This window comes from Paeniglutamicibacter sp. NPDC091659 (assembly GCF_044756805.1).
GTDB lineage: Bacteria > Actinomycetota > Actinomycetes > Actinomycetales > Micrococcaceae > Paeniglutamicibacter.
In genome coordinates this window covers 13,060-31,874 of record NZ_JBIVTO010000006.1, presented here as the reverse complement: position 1 = coordinate 31,874, position 18,815 = coordinate 13,060, and the positions used below count along the sequence as shown (strand labels likewise).

The following is an 18,815-nucleotide window of genomic DNA, read 5'->3' as shown; positions in this document are numbered from 1 at the left end:
CGGCAGGCAGGGCGGTCCGCCCCACGCCATAAACTGGTTTCATGACCAACCCTCCAAACGCCGGGCTTCGAGACTTCGAGACCCGGTTAGCCGCCTATTGTGTAGTGGTTCGCGACGAGAAAATCCTGCTGGCACTGTGGGACATGCGCGCCCGTCAGGCCGATTTCGTGCCGCGCTGGACGTTGCCCGGCGGGGGAGTGGAGCTCGGCGAGAGCATCGAGTCGGGTGCCGTGCGCGAGGTCGAGGAGGAAACCGGGTACACGGTGCGGATCGATGACCTGCTGGGCGTCGATTCCGGGCTGATCCCCGCCCACAAGCGCTTTGGCGACACCGACCTGCCGATGCAGACGGTTGCCGTCGTCTACACGGCCAGCGTCACGGACGGCGAGCTGCGTTTCGAGGCCGAGGGGACAACCAGCCAGGCCGCCTGGTTCCCGCTCGATGCCGTCGCCTCGTTGAACCGCACCGACCGGGTCGACGACGCGATCGCGCTCTACCGAGCCAACACCATGAAAGATCCCAAATGACACCGGCCGGAACCACGCCCGAACACCATCCCGGGTCCCGGCCCGGGCACCGAACGCTTTTGGCGGGCCTGGCGGGCCTGGCGGGCCTGGCCTGCGGCGCCCTGCTGCTGTGTGGCTGCACCTCCAAGCCGCAGGCGCAATCCTCGCAGCGCGCCACCGAACGCGAGCTGGTCTTCGCCCACGCCGCGGACGCCACGTCCACGACGCTGGCCAACGTCTACGTCGGGATGCTGGAAGCCGCAGGGGTCGATGCCAAGCTGGGCGAACCCGTGGCCGATCCCGTCGCGGAGGTCCTCGACGGCAAGGCCGACGCGGTCATCGCCGGTTCCGGCGACCTGCTGGCGGCCCTGGACAAGCGGGCACCCGCCGGTTCCGCCTCGACGACAGGGGCCGCAGCCCCGTCGACCCCGACCCCCGGCACCGTTCCGCCGCCCAACGCGGAACAGGCACTCAAGCGCCTGCACGGGATGGACCTCGGCGGGTTCGCGTTGCTGGATTCGGCCGATGCCGCACGCACCGGCACCCTGGCCGTCACCGCGGCGACAAGCGCCGGTAAGAACCTCACCACGCTGGCGCAGCTGCCGGCGCTGTGCCCGGAGCTGGACTTCGGCGTCCCCGGTTCGCTGTCCGCCGGCCTGCTGCCGGTGCTGGAAGGGAGCCGCTCGTGCAAGCCGCACCACGTGGTGCAGGTCGTTCCGCAGGACGAATCGACGGTGGGGCCGCTCATCACCGGCCAGGTGCAGGTCCTTGCGACGACGTCGGACAATGCGGGCATCCCCGACAACGGCCTGGTGGTCCTGCAGGATGCCCAGACCCTGTTCGAGCCGCAGACGCTGACCCCCTTGACCACCACCCGGCAGCTCGGGCAGGACGCCATCGACGCAATCAACAAGGCCAGCGCGGCGCTGAAGCAGGAAGACCTCATCGCCCTGAACCGTGCCGTCACGGGCCGCGGCGCGCTCTCCCCGGAGCAGGCCGCACGCGACTGGCTGCGGGAAAAGTCCCTGGTCGCCAAGCCCTGATTGCCGCGCCCGGATCGCAAACATTTCGCAACTGTGTCGCCCCGCCGGAGTTGGGTTGATCACATTCGCCAACTCGGTGCGGACCCTATGAGAAAGTAAGAGAATGCCAGAATTCAAGCAGTCAACGAAGCTCCACAACGTCCTCTACGACATTCGCGGACCGCTGCTCGAACACGCCCAGCGCATGGAGGCCGAGGGCCAGCGCATCCTCAAGCTGAATATCGGCAACCCGGCGCCGTTCGGCTTCGAGGCGCCGGACGCGATCCTCGTGGACATGATGCGCAACCTGCCGATGGCCCAGGGCTACTCGGACTCCCGCGGCATCTTCTCCGCCCGCACCGCGGTCTCGCAGTACTACCAGACCCGCGGCATCCAGACCATCGGCGTCGACGACGTCTACCTGGGCAACGGCGTCTCCGAGCTGATCACGCTGAGCCTGAACGCGCTGCTGAACAACGGCGACGAGGTGCTCATCCCGGCCCCGGACTACCCGCTGTGGACCGCCTCGGTGTCGCTGGCCGGCGGCACCCCGGTGCACTACCTGAACGTCGAGGAAGAGGGCTGGCTGCCGGACCTCGAGGACATGGAATCGAAGATCACCCCGCGCACCAAGGGCGTCGTGATCATCAACCCGAACAACCCCACCGGCGCGGTCTACCCGAAGGAAACCCTCGACGGCATCCTGGAGCTGGCGCGCAAGCACAACCTCGTGGTGTTCTCCGACGAGATCTACGAGAAGATCCTCTACGACGACGCCGTCCACATCAACACCGCTTCGCTGTGCGACGACGTGCTGATCCTGACGTTCTCCGGCCTCTCCAAGGCCTACCGGGTCTGCGGGTTCCGCGCCGGCTGGATGGCGATTTCCGGGCCCAAGCACCTGGCCGGCGACTACATCGAGGGCATCAACCTGCTCACGAACATGCGCCTGTGCGCCAACGTTCCGGCGCAGCATGCCATCCAGACCGCGCTGGGCGGATACCAGTCGATCAACGACCTGATCCTGCCGGGCGGACGCCTGAAGGAACAGCGCGACGCCGCCCACAAGCTGCTCAACGAGATTCCCGGGGTGTCCGTCCAGCAGGCCAAGGGTGCGCTCTACCTGTTCCCGAGGCTCGACCCCGAGGTCTACCCGATCCGCAGCGACGAGGCCTTCGCCTTGGAGCTGCTCAAGCAGCAAAAGATGCTGGTCTCCCACGGCACTGCGTTCAACTGGATCGCACCCGACCACTTCCGCCTGGTCACGCTGCCCGCGGTGCGGGATATCACCGACGCCGTCGGCCGCATCGCCGAGTTCCTGGAGACCCTGCGCGAGGGCAAGGTCTCGGTCTAGCGCAGGCCTTCACCAACTCCGGCCATCACAAACGCCGGGTGCCCCGCCGCGATCTTCCATCCGGCGGGGACACCCGGCGTTTGCATGCCACCCGCGGCTAGCTTCGTTCCGGCGGGGTAGGGTCTTCCGCGGCGGGGGCGCAGCACGCACACCCCGCATCCGCCTGGCTTTCCCGGCCGGCCGCCTCCGCGCCCGCCTCCGCGCCCGGCCGCGCGTCATCCCGGAGTGCGCCGGCATTCGGCGCGCAGCAGGCATCGCCCTTCCAGGCGTCGCGCCCCTCCTTGAGCGCCACGGCGGCGATCGCCAGGGCTGCCACCGGGTCGGCCCAGGCCCAGCCGAGCCAGGCGTTGAGCAGCAGCCCGACCAGCAGCACCGCGGAGAGGTATGTGCACAGCAGTGTCTGCTTGGAATCCGCCACGGCCGAGCGGGAGCCGAGCTCGCGCCCGGTGCGCCGCTGCAGGTGGGAGAGCACCGGCATGACCGCCAGCGAGAGCGCCGCCAGCACGATGCCCGGCATCGAATGATCGGCCTGCCCGCCGCCGAGCAGCGCCCGGACGGCATCGACGGCGACGAAGGCGGACAGCGCGAAGAACGACACGGCGATGATGCGCAGCGCGGTCTTCTCGCGGGCCTCCGGGTCCCCGGCGCTGAACTGCCACGCCACGGCCGCCGCGGATGCGACCTCGATGACCGAGTCCAGCCCGAACCCGACCAGCGCGCTGGAGGAGGCGATGTTCCCGGCGGTGAGCGCCACGACGGCCTCGACGACGTTGTAGAGAATCGTCGCGGCGACCAGGAACCTGATCCGCCGGTTCAGCACGATTCGGCGATCCCCTCCCAGGGGTCCGGCAACCACGCCCGGGGTGGCCATGTCAGCAGCACCCTTCGCACGCGGCGGCGCAGTGGCCGGGGTCGACGGCGAGCACCACGCCCATGAGCTCGGTAAGCGCGCGGGCAAGCACCGGGTCGGAAAGCTCGTACCGGGTGCGCCGGCCCTCGGGGATCGCGACGACCAGCCCGCAGCCGCGCAGGCAGGCCAGGTGGTTGGAGAGCTTCTGGCGCGAGACGCCGACCAGCTCCGCCAGATCGCTCGGGTAGGACGGGGCGCCCCGCAGTGCCAGCAGCACAGCCGTGCGGGTCGGATCCGAGAGTGCATGCCCGAAGCGGGTCAGCACGTCGGCGTGTGTCGTTGCTTCCATGCCTCGATGGTACAGCCAAATCTGTATCAACGGCCCGCCGGTGCCGGCTCCGCCCGCCGAGACATGGAATTCGCCGGACACCCCTGTCGCGGGGTCCGAAACGCAGCCGCCTGCCGTACGCTCGTTCCATCAACCCCGAACCCGAAAGCGGTGTGCATGAGCAAGAAACAGGAAGTACTGCCACGATCCGTTCCCCTCGACACCCCGGCGCACGAGCTGCTGCGGGCACCGAAGGACTTCACGCTGGGCGCCGTCGATCCCAAGTCGACCCCGGGCTACTCGGGCAACAAGATCAGCGGCGCCGATGACCTGAAGGAAACCGGCCAGGTGCTGGACGGGCTGCAGGAGCGGCTCTTCGCCGACTCGCGCTCCGGCGCCACCCCGAAGGTCCTGCTCATCCTGCAGGCCATGGACACTGCGGGCAAGGGCGGGATCGTGCGCCATGTGGTGGGCCTGGTCGACCCGCAGGGCGTCGAACACCACGCCTTCAAGGCGCCCACCGAGGAGGAGAAGGCCCACGACTTCCTCTGGCGCATCGAGAAGGAGCTGCCGGGCGCCGGCTACATCGGGGTCTTCGACCGATCGCACTACGAGGACGTGCTGATCCACAAGGTCCGCGGATATGCGGACGACGCCGAGCTGGAGCGCCGCTACGCAGCCATAAACGAGTTCGAGGCCCGGCTGGTCGCGGAGGACACCAAGGTCGTCAAGGTCATGATGCACATCTCCAAGGACGAGCAGCGCTCCCGGCTCGCGGAGCGCCTCGAGCGCCCGGACAAGCACTGGAAATTCAACCCGGGGGACATCGACGAGCGCCTGCTCTGGGACGACTACATGCACGCCTACGAGGTGGCCATCAACCGCACCAACACGGAGGCCGCCCCGTGGCACGTGATCCCCGCGAACAGGAAGTGGTACGCGCGCCTGGCCGTGGCGTCGCTGCTGCGCGAGGCGCTGGAGGACATCGACCCGCAGTGGCCGGTCGCCACGTTCGACGTCAAGAAAGAGCGGAAGCGCCTGCAAAAATCCTGAACCGGCAGCACGGAAACCCGCCCAAAAACCTGGCACCAAAAAACAGCGGCCCGCAGTGATCCATCATGATCGCTGCGGGCTGCTGCGGGCTGCTGCAGGCCGCTGCCGGTTGGTGCCGGTGGAGGGGCTATTCGCCGGAGTCCGGGGATTCCTGCTGCCCGCGGGCTGCGTCGAGGCGCGCGGAGGCACCCTGCAGCCAGGCCTCGCAGCGGGCGGCCAGCGCCTCGCCGCGCTCCCACAGTCCCAGGGACTGCTCAAGGGTTGCTGCCCCGGCCTCGAGCTGGGCCACCACGGCTACCAGCTCCTCGCGGGCCTGCTCGTAACTTAGCTGCGCAACATCCGGGTTCTTCGCTTCGGCGCTCATGCTGGGATTCCTTCTTCTGGTAACTGGCTGGTCGTGATGGTGGCGGTGAGCCGGCCGCGGGCCAGGCGCACCGAAACTTCGGTTCCCTCTGGGGCCTGGTCCGCCGCGCGGACCACCTGCCCGTCGGCAAGCTGGAGCACCGAGTACCCGCGGTCGAGTGTCTGCTGGGGGGAGAGTGCGCGGACCTGGGCACGCAGGTGCGCAATCGCGTCCTGCCCGCGGGCCAGCGAGCCGCGCATCGAGTAGGTGCTGCGTTGGGACAGCCGGGCCAGGTCCTCGAGGCGCAGCTGCACCATCGAGTGCGGGTTGGCCAGCACCGGGCGGGCCCGCAGCGAGGCGATGCGCTGGGATTCGCGCTCGAGATTCTGCCGCACGGCCCGGTCCAGCCGGTGTCGCGCCTGGGCGATCCCGTTCAGCTCCTCGAGAAGGTCCGGGACCACGCGCTTGGCCGCATCGGTCGGGGTGGAGGCGCGCAGGTCGGCCACGTCGTCGAGGATGGGCCGGTCGGCCTCGTGTCCGATCGCAGAAACCACCGGGGTGGTGCAGGCCGCGACGGCCCGCACGAGTTCCTCGGAGCTGAAGGGCAGCAGGTCCTCGAGCGCCCCGCCGCCGCGGGCGATGATGATCACGTCGATGTCCGGGTTCGCGTCCAGCTCGCGCAGCGCGGCCATGACCTCGCCGACGGCGTTCACGCCCTGCACCGCGGTGTTGCGGATGTCGAAGCGGACGGCCGGCCAGCGCAGCGACGCGTTGCGGATCACGTCCTTCTCGGCGTCCGAGTTGCGCCCGGTGATCAGCCCGATCCGGTTGGGCAGCAGCGGCAGCTTCTTCTTGCGCGAGGCGTCGAAGAGGCCCTCGTCGAAGAGCGCCCGGCGCAGCCGTTCAAGCCGGGCCAGCAGGTCGCCCAGACCCACCGGGCGCAGATCGTAGGCGTTCAGCGACAGCCGTCCGGTCTTGGCGTAGAAGCTGGGTTTCACCCGGGCCACCACGCGCGATCCGACCTCCGGGGCGTTGTCCAGCGAGCGCATCACCGAGGCCCACACCGTGACGGAGAACGAGTAGTCGACGTCTACGTCGCGCATCACCAGGTACGCGTGGCCGTTGCGGACATTGGCCTCCAGCAGCTGGCCCTCCACCCATGACTCGGGGGAGTTCTCGATGTGCGCCTTCAACTTCTCCGACAGGACCCGCAGGGGCCAGGGGTTCTCCGGGCTCGTTGCGGCAGCGGTGCGCGGCAGCGAACCTTGTGCTTCTTGTGCTTGCTCCACGTGGGGAAACGCCTTCCTAGGTGCCGGATTTCGAAACTACACCAAACTCATTGATACCAGTACCATGGGACAAATCCCGGATTGGCACCCCGCCGACCCCTACCGCTGGAGCACAGATGCCCGTCATCGTCCGCAAATCCGTCGCAGTCGTGTTGGCAATCCTCGCGGTCCTGGCCGCGGGACTGGGGCTCGGCGCCCGCACCGCCAACCTGGTCGTCAACACCCCCGAACCGCTCCAGCGCATCCTGGGCCCGCTGGCCACCAACGAGCAGCTGCGCGAGATCCTGCCGGCCGAGCTCGGCGCGCAGCTCACCACCCAGATCACCAACAGCGTGCCGGTCCCGCGGCCCCTGCAGGGAGTGCTGGAAACCGCGATCTCCACGAGCGGCGCCGCGCTGATCACCGATCCGGGATTCGCGACGGCCTGGAACGCCACCATCGAGAACACGCGCCGGGACTACGTGGCGAAGCTCAAGTCGGCCGCCGAAACCGGAACGCAAGAGGCGACGCTGGAACTGGACCTGGCGCCGCTGGTCACCTCCGCCTACGGCACGCTGCACGCCTCGCTGGACGGGTCGGCGCTGGGGCGGCTGTTGCCGCAGGCGATCGACGTGCCGCCGGTCGTGGTCGACACCAACTGGCCGCAGGCCGACACGCTGTCGGCCGGCGCGGCGAACCGCTGGCTCTCGCTTGCCGAGGGCTGGGGCTGGCTGCTGGCAACGGCGGCCGTGCTGCTGGCCGGCGCGCTGCTCCTGGCCCCGCGCGGCTTCCGCGGCAGGGTGTTCATTGTCACCGGTGGAGCGGCCCTGGTTCTCGCCGCGGTGCTCATCGTCTTCGGGTCGAACCTGTCCGGCATGCCGGTGCAGGGCTCCGAGCTCACCCAGCTGGTGGTTGCCCAGCTGGCCACGGGAGTGCAGGCCGAGCTGCAGGTCATCAGCAACACGCTGATCATCGGCGGGGTCCTGGCCCTGCTCGCGGCGCTCGGCACCTGGATCTGGCGGAAGGAAAACCCCGTCACGCTCGGCTAGCGGCTGAATCGGCCGGCGCGGGCCCCCGCCAATTTGCCCGCGAACGTAGACTTGTTACATGGCTACCAGTTCCACCGTTCCGGTCTCACTTCCGATGCCCACGCTTCCGCGCACCCGCCGCACCCCGGCGGAAATCGCCGCCGCAGCGCCTGTCGAGGGCGAACGCAAGGTCTTCCTTGCGGCCCCGCGCGGCTATTGCGCGGGCGTCGACCGCGCGGTCATCGCCGTCGAAAAGGCGCTGGAGCACTACGGCGCCCCGGTGTACGTGCGCAAGCAGATCGTGCACAACCTGCACGTGGTGTCCACCCTTGAGGCCCGCGGTGCCATTTTCGTGGAGGAAAACGAGGAAGTTCCCGAGGGCGCACTGGTGGTCTTCTCCGCCCACGGCGTGTCCCCGGCAGTGGTCAAGTCCGCAGCCGACCGCGGCCTGCGGACCATCGACGCCACCTGCCCGCTGGTGACCAAGGTGCACAAGGAAGCCGTGCGTTTCGCCCGGGAGGACTACGAGATCCTGCTGGTCGGCCACGAGGGCCACGAAGAGGTCGAGGGCACCTACGGCGAGGCACCCGAGGTGACCACCATCGTGAACAACCCCGAGGAAGCCGACACCGTCGTCGTCAAGAACCCGGACAAGCTGATCTGGCTTTCGCAGACCACGCTGAGCGTCGACGAGACCATGGAGACCGTGCGCCGGCTGCGCAAGCGCTTCCCGAACCTGCAGGATCCGCCCAGCGACGACATCTGCTATGCCACCACCAACCGCCAGGCCGCCATCAAGGCGATCGCCCCGCAGAGCGAGCTGGTCATCGTCGTGGGTTCCTCGAACTCCTCGAACTCGGTGCGCCTGGTCGAGGTGGCCCTCGAGTACGGTGCCAAGGCAGCCTACCGCGTGGACTACGCCTCCGAGGTCGACGAGTCCTGGTTCGAGGGCGTGAAGAGCGTCGGCGTGACCTCCGGAGCCTCCGTTCCCGAGGTCCTGGTGCGCGATGTGCTCAAGCTGCTGGCCGAGTACGGCTTCGCCGACGTGGAGGAAGTCACCACCGCGCAGGAGGACATCCTGTTCTCGCTGCCCAAGGAAATCCGCGCCAAGCTCAAGGAAGCCGGCGACGATTCGCGCGGCCTGGGCGGGCGCGTCGTGAAGTCGGACATCAGCAGCTGACGTTCCACCGGCGCAATGGCGCCGCACACAAGCCATGGCGTTGATCCACGAATGCGTGGATCGGCGCCATGGCTTTGCCGTTTCAGGGCCGCATTGCCGCGGGCCGGCTGCGGTGCAGGAAGCGCGGGCGGGATCTGGACGGTAGACTCTATTCCCGTGGCTCTTACAATCGGAATCGTCGGACTGCCCAACGTCGGCAAGTCAACAATGTTCAACGCGCTTACGCGCGCCCAGGTCCTCGCGGCCAACTACCCCTTCGCAACCATCGAACCCAACGTGGGTGTCGTGCCGTTGCCTGATGCACGCCTGAAGGTGCTCGCCGGGATCTTCGGCTCCGAGCGCATCCTTCCGGCAACGGTGTCCTTCGTGGACATCGCCGGCATCGTCAAGGGTGCCTCCGAGGGTGAAGGGCTGGGCAACAAGTTCCTGGCCAACATCCGCGAAGCCGAGGCCATCTGCCAGGTGACGCGCGCCTTCTCGGACCCCGACGTGATCCACGTCGACGGAAAGATCGATCCGGCCTCGGACATCGAGACGATCGCCACCGAGCTGATCCTCGCCGACCTGCAGACCATCGAAAACCAGCTGCCGCGCCTCGAGAAGGAGCTGCGGACCAAGAAGGTCGAAGCTTCCTTCATCGAGCTGGTCAAGGCCGCGCAGAAGGTGCTCGAAGAGGGCAACACCCTCTACGCTGCTGGCAAGACCGCCGGCATCGACATCGACGAGCTGGCCCCGCTGCAGCTGATGACCACCAAGCCGTTCATCTACGTGTTCAACACCGATGAAGAGGGCTTGGCCAACACCGCGATGCAGGAAGAGCTTTCCGCACTCGTGGCCCCGGCTGAGGCGATCTTCCTCGACGCTCAGTTCGAATCCGAACTCTCGGAGCTGACCGAAGAAGAAGCCGAAGAGATGCTCGAGGACGCGGGTTACACCGAGTCCGGCTTGGACAAGCTGGCACGCGTCGGCTTCGACACCCTGGGACTGCAGACCTACCTGACGGCTGGCCCGAAGGAAACCCGCGCCTGGACCATCCACAAGGGCTGGACCGCCCCGCAGGCTGCCGGTGTCATCCACACCGACTTCCAGCGCGGCTTCATCAAGGCCGAAGTTGTCGCCTTCGACGACCTGGTCGACGCCGGCTCCATGTCCGCGGCGAAGGCCGCCGGCAAGGCCCGCATCGAAGGCAAGGAATACATCATGAAGGACGGCGACGTCGTGGAGTTCCGCTTCAACGTCTAAGCGATCGCTTGGCAACAAGAGACGGTTGTAGACGAATTTTCACTCTCGTAAAGGCTTCTGAAGCTCTTTCCTGCGGCTCGCGGACGGGCCGTCGTGTGCACGACCGGCCCCGGCCTATGCTGTGAGTATGTTCATGGAGAGCGTGTGGACCGGGGTGAAGCGACTCGTGCCCGGGATAGGGGTGGCGGCGGCGTACGACCGCCGCTGGCTCTGGGCCGACCTGCGCGCAGGCGTGGTCCTCACTGCGGTCCTCATCCCCGTGGGTATGGGGTACGCGCAGGCCTCCGGCCTCCCTGCCCACACCGGTCTCTACGCCACGATCGTTCCGCTGCTGGTCTACGCGTTCGTCGGTCCGTCGCGGATTCTCGTGCTTGGCCCCGATTCAGCACTCGCCCCGATCCTCCTGGCCGCGATCGTGCCGCTGGCGGCCGGTGACGAGCAACGGGCCGTCGCCCTCGCCGGACTGCTGGCGGTCATGGTCGGGGTGCTGCTCGTATTCGGGGGCGCACTGCGGCTCGGTTTTGTTACGGATCTGCTGTCCGTTCCGATTCGCACGGGGTACCTCAATGCCCTTGCGCTCGTCGTGATGGTTTCCCAGCTGCCCGCACTGCTCGGAGTCGACGTCGACGCCGATGGACCACTGGGCCAGGTCACCGGGGTCGTGGCCGGGTTGGCCGGGGGAGAAGCGGTGCCCACGGCGGCCAGCTTGGGGTTGGGCTCCCTCGCAGTGATCCTGGCCTTCCGTTGCGTGCCACGTCGACGGTGGTCGGGCGCGAAAGTGACCGGAATCATCGTCGCCGTGGCGGCCGCCGTCGCCGTGACCGTGGTGTGGCAACTGCAGGACGAGGTGCCCGTCGTCGGGTCCATGCCGCGTGGACTCCCGGCGCCCGCCCTCGGCGGGCTGATGTGGGCCGACGTCGGCATCCTTGCCGGTCCAGCAGCGGCAGTGGCGCTGATCGCATTCGCGGACACGACCACGATTTCACGTGCCTTGTCCGCCCGGCGGGGCGAAGCCGTGGGCGGCAACCAGGAGATGGCAGGCTTGGGAATTGCAAACATCGCCGGGGGCCTGCTCGGTGGGTTCCCGGTGTCCGCCTCAGGATCCCGTACCCCGGTGGCCGAGCAGGCCGGGTCGAAGACCCAACTGACCGGAGTCGTCGGCGCGGCCATGATCGTGGTGTTTATGCTGGGGGCTCCCGGGGCCACCGAGTTTCTTCCAGAGGCCGTGCTGGCCGCCGTCGTCATCACGGCGGCGCTCGGCTTCCTAGACGTTGGGCATTATGTACGGCTGTGGCAGATGGACCGCACCGATGCGGTGCTGGCTACGGCAGCCTTTCTCGGGGTCTTCTTCGTGGGGGTGCTGGAGGGCGTCGGGTTGGCGATCGGGCTCGCCTTCGTGGCCTTTGCGGTGCGGGCCTGGCGGCCGTACCGCACCGAACTGGGGCTGATGCGCGGACGGCGCGGATATCACGACCGGCGCCGCCATCCCGACGCCGAACGGGTGCCGGGGATCCTGATCCTCCGATTCGACGCACCTCTGTTCTTCGTCAACGGCGGGCTATTCAACCAGTGGGTCCGCCAGGCGGTTCAGCGGGCCGTCCGTGAGAACCGGGGCAGCGATCGAGAGCCGCTGGGGACACTGGTGTTGGCCTCGGAGCCGATCACGGATCTGGACACCACTGCTGCCGAGGAGCTCGTCGATCTGGACGACTGGCTGGCTTCGCGCGGGATCACGCTGGTGTTCGCCGAACTCAAGGGACCGGTAAAGGACACGCTCGAGCGCTACGGGTTGAATGGCCGGTTCACGGACGAGCGTTTCGCGCCGACGGTGGGTGCCGCGGTGGATGCCATCACCGGTGAGTTGCGAAAGGACATCGAAGGCACGCCTGACGTCTAATCGCGGAGCGAGGTTGGGTTCGCGCGCGTGCGGCGTCCGGTCTCGGTGGTTGTTATTTTTCATGCGGCGGTACCCGGTCCGGGCGTGTGCTTTGGGAAAATTGGGCAAGTGATTCCCGGGATTCAGGAGTAGTCGATGACGTTAGGTCTGGTGCCGACGCAGGGCGATTTGCTGCGCTGCACGGTTAACTATTGCCATGGCCGGTGCTGGAGGACTCGATTTATGCGGTGTTGCATCGGGAGTGATTCAATCTGTTTCCCGATGTAATGTTCGCGGATCTATTTACCGATGGGGGTCTGCGGTCCGTGCCGCCGATGATCGTGGCGGTTGTGATGCTTCTGCAGTGGATCGAGGGCTGCTCGGATCGTTAGGCGGCGGACTGGTTCGCTTTTGATGCCAGATGAAAGTACGCCGCTGGCGGGCTGGATTTTGATTATCCGGGGTTCGTGCACACGGTGTGGGTGGATATGCGGGCGCCTAGCCTCCTCGGGTTCTCCGGAACGAATTTTCCAGTGCCGTACCGAGCAGGTAAGAACGGAAGCAGTTTAGTGGCTGACGAGTTGCTGTGCTCGCTGATGGGAGACGCCAAGAACCGTGCCGATGTCCCGAACGGTAACGCCTTGACGTCGGAGGACGAGTGCTGCTGCCCGACGTTCAAGGGCTGATTCAGCCTTAGGTTCTTCGGCCTTCGCCGCCAGAGCGGCTGTCTCGCGCAAGTGAGCGGTCACCTCCGGAGTGTCAAAGCTGATTTCGACGTCGAAATCAGACTCGGGTCGCTCGGTGAGCGTCGCCGCCAGGTCTTTGGCCATAATTGGGATCTCCGCGATGTTGAGGGCCTGGGTATAGAAATTTTCGATGTCATCGGACTTCAGGAACCAGAATCGTCCGTCTCTAGTGGCGGTCACATGTAGTTTCATTTTGTGTCCTTTCCTTCTGCCTGCTTGATGAGCTGCTTGGCGAGCATGTCACCGATTTCGTTGTGACGCGGAACTTGGGTGGTTTTCTCTCCCACCTCAACGCGAGTGTGGCGACCACCTTCAGTGACGGTGTAGTAAACTCCGAAATCCTTCGCGGTGCGCTTGAGTTAGTTCAGGAGATCCCGCCGCTTCATCATCAGAATCCTTGCCTATAGCCCTCTAGACTTTAATGCAAGAGCGGACTAGACAGCGGGTTGCCGCCACCTGATTTGCGCTGTCGCGGAGCGGAACGCGTTCACACCACACGCGTGGGGGAGTCGCACGTGGCACAGGGCGTCGTTTACGCCGCGTTGTGTTCCAAGATCTGAGTTCTCGAACGCTGATGCGGGGTCTTGTGCTCCCAGAACCCCGCTGACACGGGAACAGGATACCCAGCACCTTGCTTGTCGGCCACGGGCTGCCTTCCGGGACACTGCGCATCTCCAATTGCTCGTTGGTGGTGCGCTGCTGGTACTCCTCGGCTCGTTTCTCGTTTTTCGTTGCGCTCCAGCATGGGCTTGCAATGTGTGCCGGGGGAGCGCAAGTACGTCTGGCACATTCTGACTAGTCTCCTGGGTTCCTCCTGACAGGGCAACAGCTATCGCCCGGAACGAAGAGCCTCCAGTGAATGCCATATAGTTCTTCTCGACCGCCATGCAATGGCCTCGTCCTGGATGACATGGTCGTTTGTGGCGTAGTCAATTGGCCGCACGCCCTTGGGTGCCCGCCCCTGCTCGGAACGCTGGCGCTGGGCACGGGACTGGCACTCTCCTCTGACCACTATTTCGTGGTGGGCCATGGAGGACATGAAGCCAGCGACGAGCCTGCCGGCTGCGGCGGTTGCGTCGATTTCATTGTCCTTTACGAAGGCCAGTAGCACGCCGTTGCGCTGGCTAGTCCCGATGATCTGTGCGCCCTCGGAGCAGTTGCGCTCAAGACGAGGCTGCTCAGGGGCTGCGACCATGTCGATGAGACTCTGTTCGATGTCGGCGATGAGTTTCTGGAATCCAGAGCGTTTCTTGTGGTCGACACCTGAGATGTCGTTGTCCTCGAAGATTTCCGTGAACCGCTAGTCACGTCGCTTGATCATCTCCTGAGCATCCTGGAGGTGAAGGCTGGCTTCGAGGCGGGTGTTCTCGCTGTCCAAGGAGACGCGCAGGCATACGGTCGCGCGTGGGGGTTATGCAGTTATAAGCGCTACTCTTCACTTCAAAGGTTCATTCAGCGACGGAACGTGGGTGGAGTTCCGCTTCAACGTTTAGGTCCTGACCGACTTCAAACCTTTTGTGATGGCCGCCAATAACCCGTGTTCTTGGCGGCCATGCTCTTTTTTACGAGCGGTTGCCACCTCAATGCAGCCAGCCAGCATTTTGCTGTCTAACTAAAGAAAGACCAAACTTGTGGCCGCAATCAAAGTCGTTCAAGGAACTAAATGCACCGTTCTCGCCGGGCGTTGGATCCGCTCTGCGGGTGTGCGCAGAGGGCGACTCGTCGTGACACAGGCCGCGAAGCCAGCAGACGTAATTCCCTCAGAACAGCGGCCAGGGCACCGCAGGCATCTCACCGCTAGGAGCAGGAAAACGACCTGCTAGGCGCAACCGGGAGCAGCGCGCGGCAAGCGATGCGATTTCTTCGGCGCTGAGCAAGCCCGCCAGGTTTCGGCCCAGCTGACCGTGCAGTCCTTCATTGACACGGTCTATGCCTTCTTCTTCCTCGGCGGTCAGGGCTTCACCCTGCCATCCCCACAGCACCGTGCGCAGCTTATGGTCACGGTGAAAGGTGACCCCGTGATCCACACCGTGCCGGTGTCCGTCAGGCATGGCAAGAATGTGGTCGCCTTTGCGGTCGGCGTTGTTGACGATGACGTCGAATACCGCCATGCGTCTGAGCGCTGGCGAGTCTTCGTGAATGAGGGCGACTATCCCTCCGTTCTCATCTCGCCCCTCCAGGACGTGTTTCCAACCCGTCTCCGGCACGTGGTCAGCCGCGACGAGGTCCACGGCGTATTGGGCCGGATCTTGCTCCCGCCAGAGCTGCACCATTCCTTCACCCAACGGCCCATCGCGCAGCCAGGTGTGCGGTACAACGCCCCAGCCAAAGACCTGCGAGACCAGGTAGGCGGCCACCTCCCGGTGGGCCAGCGTTCCCTGGGGAAAATCCCACAGCGGACTTTCACCTGCTATCGGCTTATAGACGACCGCCACGTCGCCGATGCCGCCCAGAAATGTAGCGTTTGAAGCCGTCCTGATGCGGCCGGTGAGAGTCAGCTCGGCGGTCACTAGGTCAGGCACTGGCATCAAGCCTCGGGAAGGGTGCAGATGTGCCCGTCGGCGTCCATGGGGTACCCGCAGAGCGGGCACATCGGACGCCCGGCACCCACGATCTCGCGGGTGCGCTGGGCGAATGCTCTGGCGGAGCCGACCGGCATTCGCACCAGCAGCATTTCGGATTCGGTGGCCCCGTCCTCATCAAGAGATTCGTCGCTGTCATCAGCATCGAGATCGGTGATGGGGTGGGCCTCAATGACGACCTGGGCCGTGGTTGGGTCCCATCCTAAGCTCATGGCCCCGGCGCGAAACTGTTCGTGGACGGCCTCGAGCTGGTCATTGTCGACGAGTTCAAGGGGAGTGCCCGTGGGAACGCTGAAGGGGTTGCCCTCCAAAGCGATGAGTTGGTCAAGAATTTCGTCGATCATCTCAGCGAGCAGAGCCGACTGCTGCTTCTCCAAGGCAATACTGACGATCTGTGTCCCTGCACGCACCTGCAGGTAGAACGTGCGCACCCCCGGAAGACCAAGGGTGCCAATGACGACCCGATCCGGCCAGATAAATTCGTGAACACGTGTAGGCATATAAATATCTTAGGCTTCAGAGGTTCGTGGCGCTTCTAGCCCTGCCCCGCCGCCCACAGGTGCATCGCCAGAGTGGATGCTTTTCGACAGCCACGACAGATCACCCGCGTCGGTGTTGGTCGCGTGGACGGTCGGCCGATTAATACCGTAGTGCACGATCGATGCGGAGGCTGGGCTCACGTTGATTCGCTGGAACAGGTCAAGGTGCATGCCGAGCGCGTCGGCGAGGATTGACTTGATGATATCCCCGTGACTCACCGCCGCCCACACGGCCCCTGGCCCGTACTTGGATTCGAAGGCCGCGTCGTGGCGTCGAATGGCCGCCACCGACCTAGCCTGCATCGCTGCCATGGATTCACCGCCGGGAAAGACGACGGCGGACGGTTGCGTCTGCACCACCGGCCACAAATCCTCGGTGGCGAGATCGCCGAGCGTACGGCCCTGCCACTGGCCGTAATCGCACTCGGTGAGATCTGGATCGACCAGTTCGTGCGGGGTGCCGGCCTGACGATCGAGGATGAGCTGGGCGGTCAGCCTGCAACGTTCGAGGGGGCTGGACACCACCGCGACCAAGGGCACGGCCGCGAGCCGATCTCCGGTCAGGGCCGTCTGGTCGCGCCCGATCTGGTCCAGGCTGATACCGAGGGCCCGACCGGCCAGCACTCCAGCGGCATTGGCTGTGGTGCGGCCGTGCCGCACGAGAATTACTGTCGCCATCCACCCAGCCTAACCGCCCTGTCGATGGTGGTGTGAACCCTGCAAAGCCGCGCGTCAAAAAGGCAGATGAGACACGGATGGAACCCTTCGAGCACGCCGATGCATTCAAAGACGCCCAGACGGACTCGACACGCATCGAGAACAGATGGGCGAGGGTGGTCACGACACGGGTGTCCCCGTTTCGGCAGGGGGGCCAGGGCCTCCCCGGGTCCCAGCCGTGCCCGGTTGGCGCCGGTGGGGCCCGGGTCCGTGAATGTCTTGACGAAAAACACTGCCATCTCTCATTGACCAGCAAAGCCAAAAGCCGCGCTGCAGTTCACGTGTGGAAGGATTCACCGAGTTCGAGGGCCGGAACGCAAATTGCAGCGGGCCCTGACCTGGCCGGACCAGCGCAAACACTCCCAAGGCGAATTCGGCCCGAGGCGAGTTTCCCGAGACGAATCTGGCGTGTCGAGTTGGCAGCACAAATGTCCCGTCTTGGGGTCCGTCTTGGAAGAAGCAGAGGTTATTCAATAGCTGAATGTGGTGGAGTTGTGCTTCAACCCCTGGATCATGCTGATTTGTATTGGAAGCGCCCGTGATGCTTGCTGCGTCCCGGGCCCTCCCGTCTCTGGGCAAAGGCCCTGGGCAGGTTGTCGTAGCAGCTGGAAGGAGCCACGTTGTCGATGAAATCCAAGCGTGTCCAGACCCGGCAGGCTCGGATCCACGAATACAATCGCCAGAAGGTCCACAGCGGCATTGGCGGACTCCCGCCCAGCAACCGTGTTTACAATCTCCCGGAGAGATTCAACTAGCGAGGAGCAAGCGATGGCTGACATCGAGACGATCACGATGGAGGCGGATCTCGTCGACGAGGACGCAGCGTGTGACATTGCGAAGGCGGTCAGTGCTCGTCACTCGATCGCTCGCAAGTACGTCATGAGGATCCGCCGCAGGCATCCGGACGCAACCCCCGCTGAGGTGATCCAGATGCTCGAACGTCATTACGGCACTTCGATCACCACTGCTGGTGCCGTCATCACCGCTGGCGCGATCGCTGCGGATATCGGTATTGCGATGATTCCAGGGGTCGGGGCTGCGGCAGCCGGTGTCAAGAGCGCGAGTCAGCAGGCTGCCAAGAAGACCGGGAAGGAAGCCGCGAAACTTGCCGCTAAGCAAGCTGCGAAAGTTGCCGCGAAGAATGTAGCGCTGGGCGCCGCGAAGGGCGGCGCGTATCGAGCCGCCGCGCTTCTCCCTGCGGGTGATGAGCAGCTGCAGTTTGAACTCACCGCGATCTTCGGGCTCGCAATAGCCGACATTCACGGAATGGAGCTCGATCAGGACCAAGCTCACGCCCTCGTTTACGGGCTGTCTAACGAGCTCGTTAGTCAGCAGCAGATCGCGACGATGGCCACGGACCTCTCGATCGCGTCTTCCGAAGGTGTCGTCGGCGTCGGCAACAGGATCGCTGCTGGCCGCGAGGACTGGTCTCACTGGGCGAGTACGCTCGCGGACACACTCCCTGGCGGAGCAGCGCAGAGTTTGGTCCGGACCATGCAGACGGGTCAGCTGGACACCGTGCGCGAAAACTTGAGTGGAAAGCAGCAGGCAACGATCGAATACGGAGTTGGAGCGTTGGCGGGAGGGGTCGCACGCTTCGTGTTCGGCCGCGACGTCATCATCGCAGCCCGGGCCGCGTTCGCCGATGCCCCAGAAGTGTTCCCCGCACATCTGGCCGTCGATTCGAAGGCGAATCCCAACGCAGATGACAGCGAGGCCGAACCGAACCGGGCTCTCGCGGCGTTGGAGGACGCCGCGAAAGTGACGGGAAACTGGATCACGGGTACTGCCAGCACATTCGGAGGTGGCGTAGCGAACGGCGCCGTTGCAGTGGGCTCTGGCGTGGTAAGCGCAGCCGGCACTGTATCGCGCCAGTTCCGGAGTGTGGACATCGACGGGGACGGAATCCCGGATGAGCCGCAGGCACTCACTAAGGTCAAAGGCGTCGGCGGTGCCATCGCCGGCAAGGCTGGCTCGGTAGGAGGCAGCGTCGCTGGGCTGTTCAAGCCGAAGAAGCGCGGCGAACACATGGCCAGCGAGCCCAAGACGGACACCGAGGAAGCTGTCGAGAAGTAACCAGGCGCAGCAAGACCGTTCAGCTGCGTACCGTGGTCAAGTCTAGATTCAACGCCTAACTCCCATCCCGCGAGTGGCATGGCGGCACGTGGCCCCCGGCTCCAT

The 18,815-nt window shown here is 65.5% G+C and carries 18 protein-coding genes; 9 read left to right on the top strand and 9 right to left on the bottom strand.

Annotated elements, in window-relative coordinates; genetic code table 11:
* Positions 1 to 41: 41 nt before the first annotated feature.
* The 3 genes from ACIQLF_RS12090 to ACIQLF_RS12080 all read left to right on the top strand — a co-directional run bounded on the left by ACIQLF_RS12090 (position 42) and on the right by ACIQLF_RS12080 (position 2,882).
* Entirely contained in the window at positions 42 to 527 is a 486-nt protein-coding gene (locus tag ACIQLF_RS12090) for an NUDIX hydrolase (RefSeq protein WP_400298546.1), read from the top strand.
* Positions 524 to 1,549, top strand: a complete 1,026-nt coding sequence (locus ACIQLF_RS12085; RefSeq protein WP_400298543.1) for a glycine betaine ABC transporter substrate-binding protein — start codon at positions 524 to 526, stop codon at positions 1,547 to 1,549. Before ACIQLF_RS12090 ends, ACIQLF_RS12085 begins: the two co-directional genes overlap by 4 nt.
* A 103-nt stretch (positions 1,550 to 1,652) precedes the next feature.
* Positions 1,653 to 2,882 carry a pyridoxal phosphate-dependent aminotransferase gene (locus ACIQLF_RS12080; protein ID WP_400298540.1) on the top strand — a complete coding sequence of 410 codons (1,230 nt, stop codon included), beginning with the start codon at positions 1,653 to 1,655 and terminating at the stop codon, positions 2,880 to 2,882.
* A 97-nt stretch (positions 2,883 to 2,979) separates the two neighbouring features.
* Here ACIQLF_RS12080 and ACIQLF_RS12075 read toward each other — a convergent pair whose 3' ends face one another.
* Positions 2,980 to 3,753 (bottom strand): cation transporter, encoded by a 774-nt coding sequence (locus ACIQLF_RS12075; protein ID WP_400298537.1) that lies wholly within the window; start codon positions 3,751 to 3,753, stop codon positions 2,980 to 2,982.
* A gap of 1 nt (position 3,754) precedes the next feature.
* Positions 3,755 to 4,081: an ArsR/SmtB family transcription factor gene (locus ACIQLF_RS12070; protein WP_400298534.1), complete on the bottom strand. Its 327-nt coding sequence runs from the start codon at positions 4,079 to 4,081 to the stop codon at positions 3,755 to 3,757.
* 156 nt (positions 4,082 to 4,237) lie between these two features.
* On the opposite strand from ACIQLF_RS12070, the gene ACIQLF_RS12065 reads away from it, so the two are divergent.
* On the top strand, positions 4,238 to 5,113 hold the full coding sequence (locus tag ACIQLF_RS12065; protein ID WP_400298532.1) for a PPK2 family polyphosphate kinase: 876 nt from the start codon (positions 4,238 to 4,240) through the stop codon (positions 5,111 to 5,113).
* Between the two features lie 127 nt (positions 5,114 to 5,240).
* On the opposite strand, the gene ACIQLF_RS12060 is transcribed toward ACIQLF_RS12065, so the two are convergent.
* A complete protein-coding gene (locus tag ACIQLF_RS12060) occupies positions 5,241 to 5,477 on the bottom strand; it encodes an exodeoxyribonuclease VII small subunit (RefSeq protein WP_400298529.1) in 237 nt (78 codons plus the stop codon).
* A complete protein-coding gene (xseA, locus tag ACIQLF_RS12055; RefSeq protein WP_400298526.1) occupies positions 5,474 to 6,745 on the bottom strand; it encodes an exodeoxyribonuclease VII large subunit in 1,272 nt (423 codons plus the stop codon). The genes ACIQLF_RS12060 and xseA overlap by 4 nt, the downstream gene beginning before the upstream one ends.
* A 116-nt stretch (positions 6,746 to 6,861) precedes the next feature.
* On the opposite strand from xseA, the gene ACIQLF_RS12050 reads away from it, so the two are divergent.
* The 4 genes from ACIQLF_RS12050 to ACIQLF_RS12035 all read left to right on the top strand — a co-directional run bounded on the left by ACIQLF_RS12050 (position 6,862) and on the right by ACIQLF_RS12035 (position 12,071).
* Positions 6,862 to 7,773 carry a hypothetical protein gene (locus ACIQLF_RS12050; RefSeq protein ID WP_400298523.1) on the top strand — a complete coding sequence of 304 codons (912 nt, stop codon included), beginning with the start codon at positions 6,862 to 6,864 and terminating at the stop codon, positions 7,771 to 7,773.
* 58 nt (positions 7,774 to 7,831) lie between these two features.
* Positions 7,832 to 8,932 (top strand): 4-hydroxy-3-methylbut-2-enyl diphosphate reductase, encoded by a 1,101-nt coding sequence (locus ACIQLF_RS12045; protein WP_400298521.1) that lies wholly within the window; start codon positions 7,832 to 7,834, stop codon positions 8,930 to 8,932.
* A 156-nt stretch (positions 8,933 to 9,088) separates the two neighbouring features.
* Positions 9,089 to 10,174, top strand: a complete 1,086-nt coding sequence (gene ychF / locus ACIQLF_RS12040) for a redox-regulated ATPase YchF (RefSeq protein WP_400298518.1) — start codon at positions 9,089 to 9,091, stop codon at positions 10,172 to 10,174.
* 127 nt (positions 10,175 to 10,301) lie between these two features.
* Positions 10,302 to 12,071 carry a SulP family inorganic anion transporter gene (locus ACIQLF_RS12035; protein ID WP_400298515.1) on the top strand — a complete coding sequence of 590 codons (1,770 nt, stop codon included), beginning with the start codon at positions 10,302 to 10,304 and terminating at the stop codon, positions 12,069 to 12,071.
* A 545-nt stretch (positions 12,072 to 12,616) separates the two neighbouring features.
* Here the strand turns inward: ACIQLF_RS12035 and ACIQLF_RS12030 are convergent.
* From ACIQLF_RS12030 to ACIQLF_RS12010, 5 genes are all read right to left on the bottom strand, one after another.
* Complete coding sequence (locus ACIQLF_RS12030; RefSeq protein WP_400298512.1) at positions 12,617 to 12,988, bottom strand: helix-turn-helix domain-containing protein; 372 nt, start codon at positions 12,986 to 12,988, stop codon at positions 12,617 to 12,619.
* Between the two features lie 637 nt (positions 12,989 to 13,625).
* On the bottom strand, positions 13,626 to 14,084 hold the full coding sequence (locus ACIQLF_RS12025) for a recombinase family protein (RefSeq protein WP_400299181.1): 459 nt from the start codon (positions 14,082 to 14,084) through the stop codon (positions 13,626 to 13,628).
* 472 nt (positions 14,085 to 14,556) lie between these two features.
* Positions 14,557 to 15,324: an SCO1664 family protein gene (locus tag ACIQLF_RS12020; protein ID WP_400298510.1), complete on the bottom strand. Its 768-nt coding sequence runs from the start codon at positions 15,322 to 15,324 to the stop codon at positions 14,557 to 14,559.
* Entirely contained in the window at positions 15,324 to 15,878 is a 555-nt protein-coding gene (locus tag ACIQLF_RS12015) for a DUF3090 domain-containing protein (protein WP_400298507.1), read from the bottom strand. Before ACIQLF_RS12015 ends, ACIQLF_RS12020 begins: the two co-directional genes overlap by 1 nt.
* 9 nt (positions 15,879 to 15,887) lie before the next feature.
* Positions 15,888 to 16,595: a histidine phosphatase family protein gene (locus ACIQLF_RS12010; RefSeq protein ID WP_400298504.1), complete on the bottom strand. Its 708-nt coding sequence runs from the start codon at positions 16,593 to 16,595 to the stop codon at positions 15,888 to 15,890.
* 807 nt (positions 16,596 to 17,402) lie between these two features.
* On the opposite strand from ACIQLF_RS12010, the gene ACIQLF_RS12005 reads away from it, so the two are divergent.
* Positions 17,403 to 18,710 (top strand): hypothetical protein, encoded by a 1,308-nt coding sequence (locus ACIQLF_RS12005; protein ID WP_400298501.1) that lies wholly within the window; start codon positions 17,403 to 17,405, stop codon positions 18,708 to 18,710.
* Positions 18,711 to 18,815 lie beyond the last annotated feature (105 nt).

Coding starts and splice junctions, on each gene's coding strand:
- ACIQLF_RS12090 (WP_400298546.1), top strand. CDS start 42: ATGACCAACCCTCCAAACGCCGGGCTTCGAGACTTCGAGACCCGGTTA.
- ACIQLF_RS12085 (WP_400298543.1), top strand. CDS start 524: ATGACACCGGCCGGAACCACGCCCGAACACCATCCCGGGTCCCGGCCC.
- ACIQLF_RS12080 (WP_400298540.1), top strand. CDS start 1,653: ATGCCAGAATTCAAGCAGTCAACGAAGCTCCACAACGTCCTCTACGAC.
- ACIQLF_RS12075 (WP_400298537.1), bottom strand. CDS start 3,753: ATGGCCACCCCGGGCGTGGTTGCCGGACCCCTGGGAGGGGATCGCCGA.
- ACIQLF_RS12070 (WP_400298534.1), bottom strand. CDS start 4,081: ATGGAAGCAACGACACACGCCGACGTGCTGACCCGCTTCGGGCATGCA.
- ACIQLF_RS12065 (WP_400298532.1), top strand. CDS start 4,238: ATGAGCAAGAAACAGGAAGTACTGCCACGATCCGTTCCCCTCGACACC.
- ACIQLF_RS12060 (WP_400298529.1), bottom strand. CDS start 5,477: ATGAGCGCCGAAGCGAAGAACCCGGATGTTGCGCAGCTAAGTTACGAG.
- ACIQLF_RS12050 (WP_400298523.1), top strand. CDS start 6,862: ATGCCCGTCATCGTCCGCAAATCCGTCGCAGTCGTGTTGGCAATCCTC.
- ACIQLF_RS12045 (WP_400298521.1), top strand. CDS start 7,832: ATGGCTACCAGTTCCACCGTTCCGGTCTCACTTCCGATGCCCACGCTT.
- ACIQLF_RS12035 (WP_400298515.1), top strand. CDS start 10,302: ATGTTCATGGAGAGCGTGTGGACCGGGGTGAAGCGACTCGTGCCCGGG.
- ACIQLF_RS12030 (WP_400298512.1), bottom strand. CDS start 12,988: ATGAAACTACATGTGACCGCCACTAGAGACGGACGATTCTGGTTCCTG.
- ACIQLF_RS12020 (WP_400298510.1), bottom strand. CDS start 15,324: ATGCCAGTGCCTGACCTAGTGACCGCCGAGCTGACTCTCACCGGCCGC.
- ACIQLF_RS12015 (WP_400298507.1), bottom strand. CDS start 15,878: ATGCCTACACGTGTTCACGAATTTATCTGGCCGGATCGGGTCGTCATT.
- ACIQLF_RS12010 (WP_400298504.1), bottom strand. CDS start 16,595: ATGGCGACAGTAATTCTCGTGCGGCACGGCCGCACCACAGCCAATGCC.
- ACIQLF_RS12005 (WP_400298501.1), top strand. CDS start 17,403: ATGGCTGACATCGAGACGATCACGATGGAGGCGGATCTCGTCGACGAG.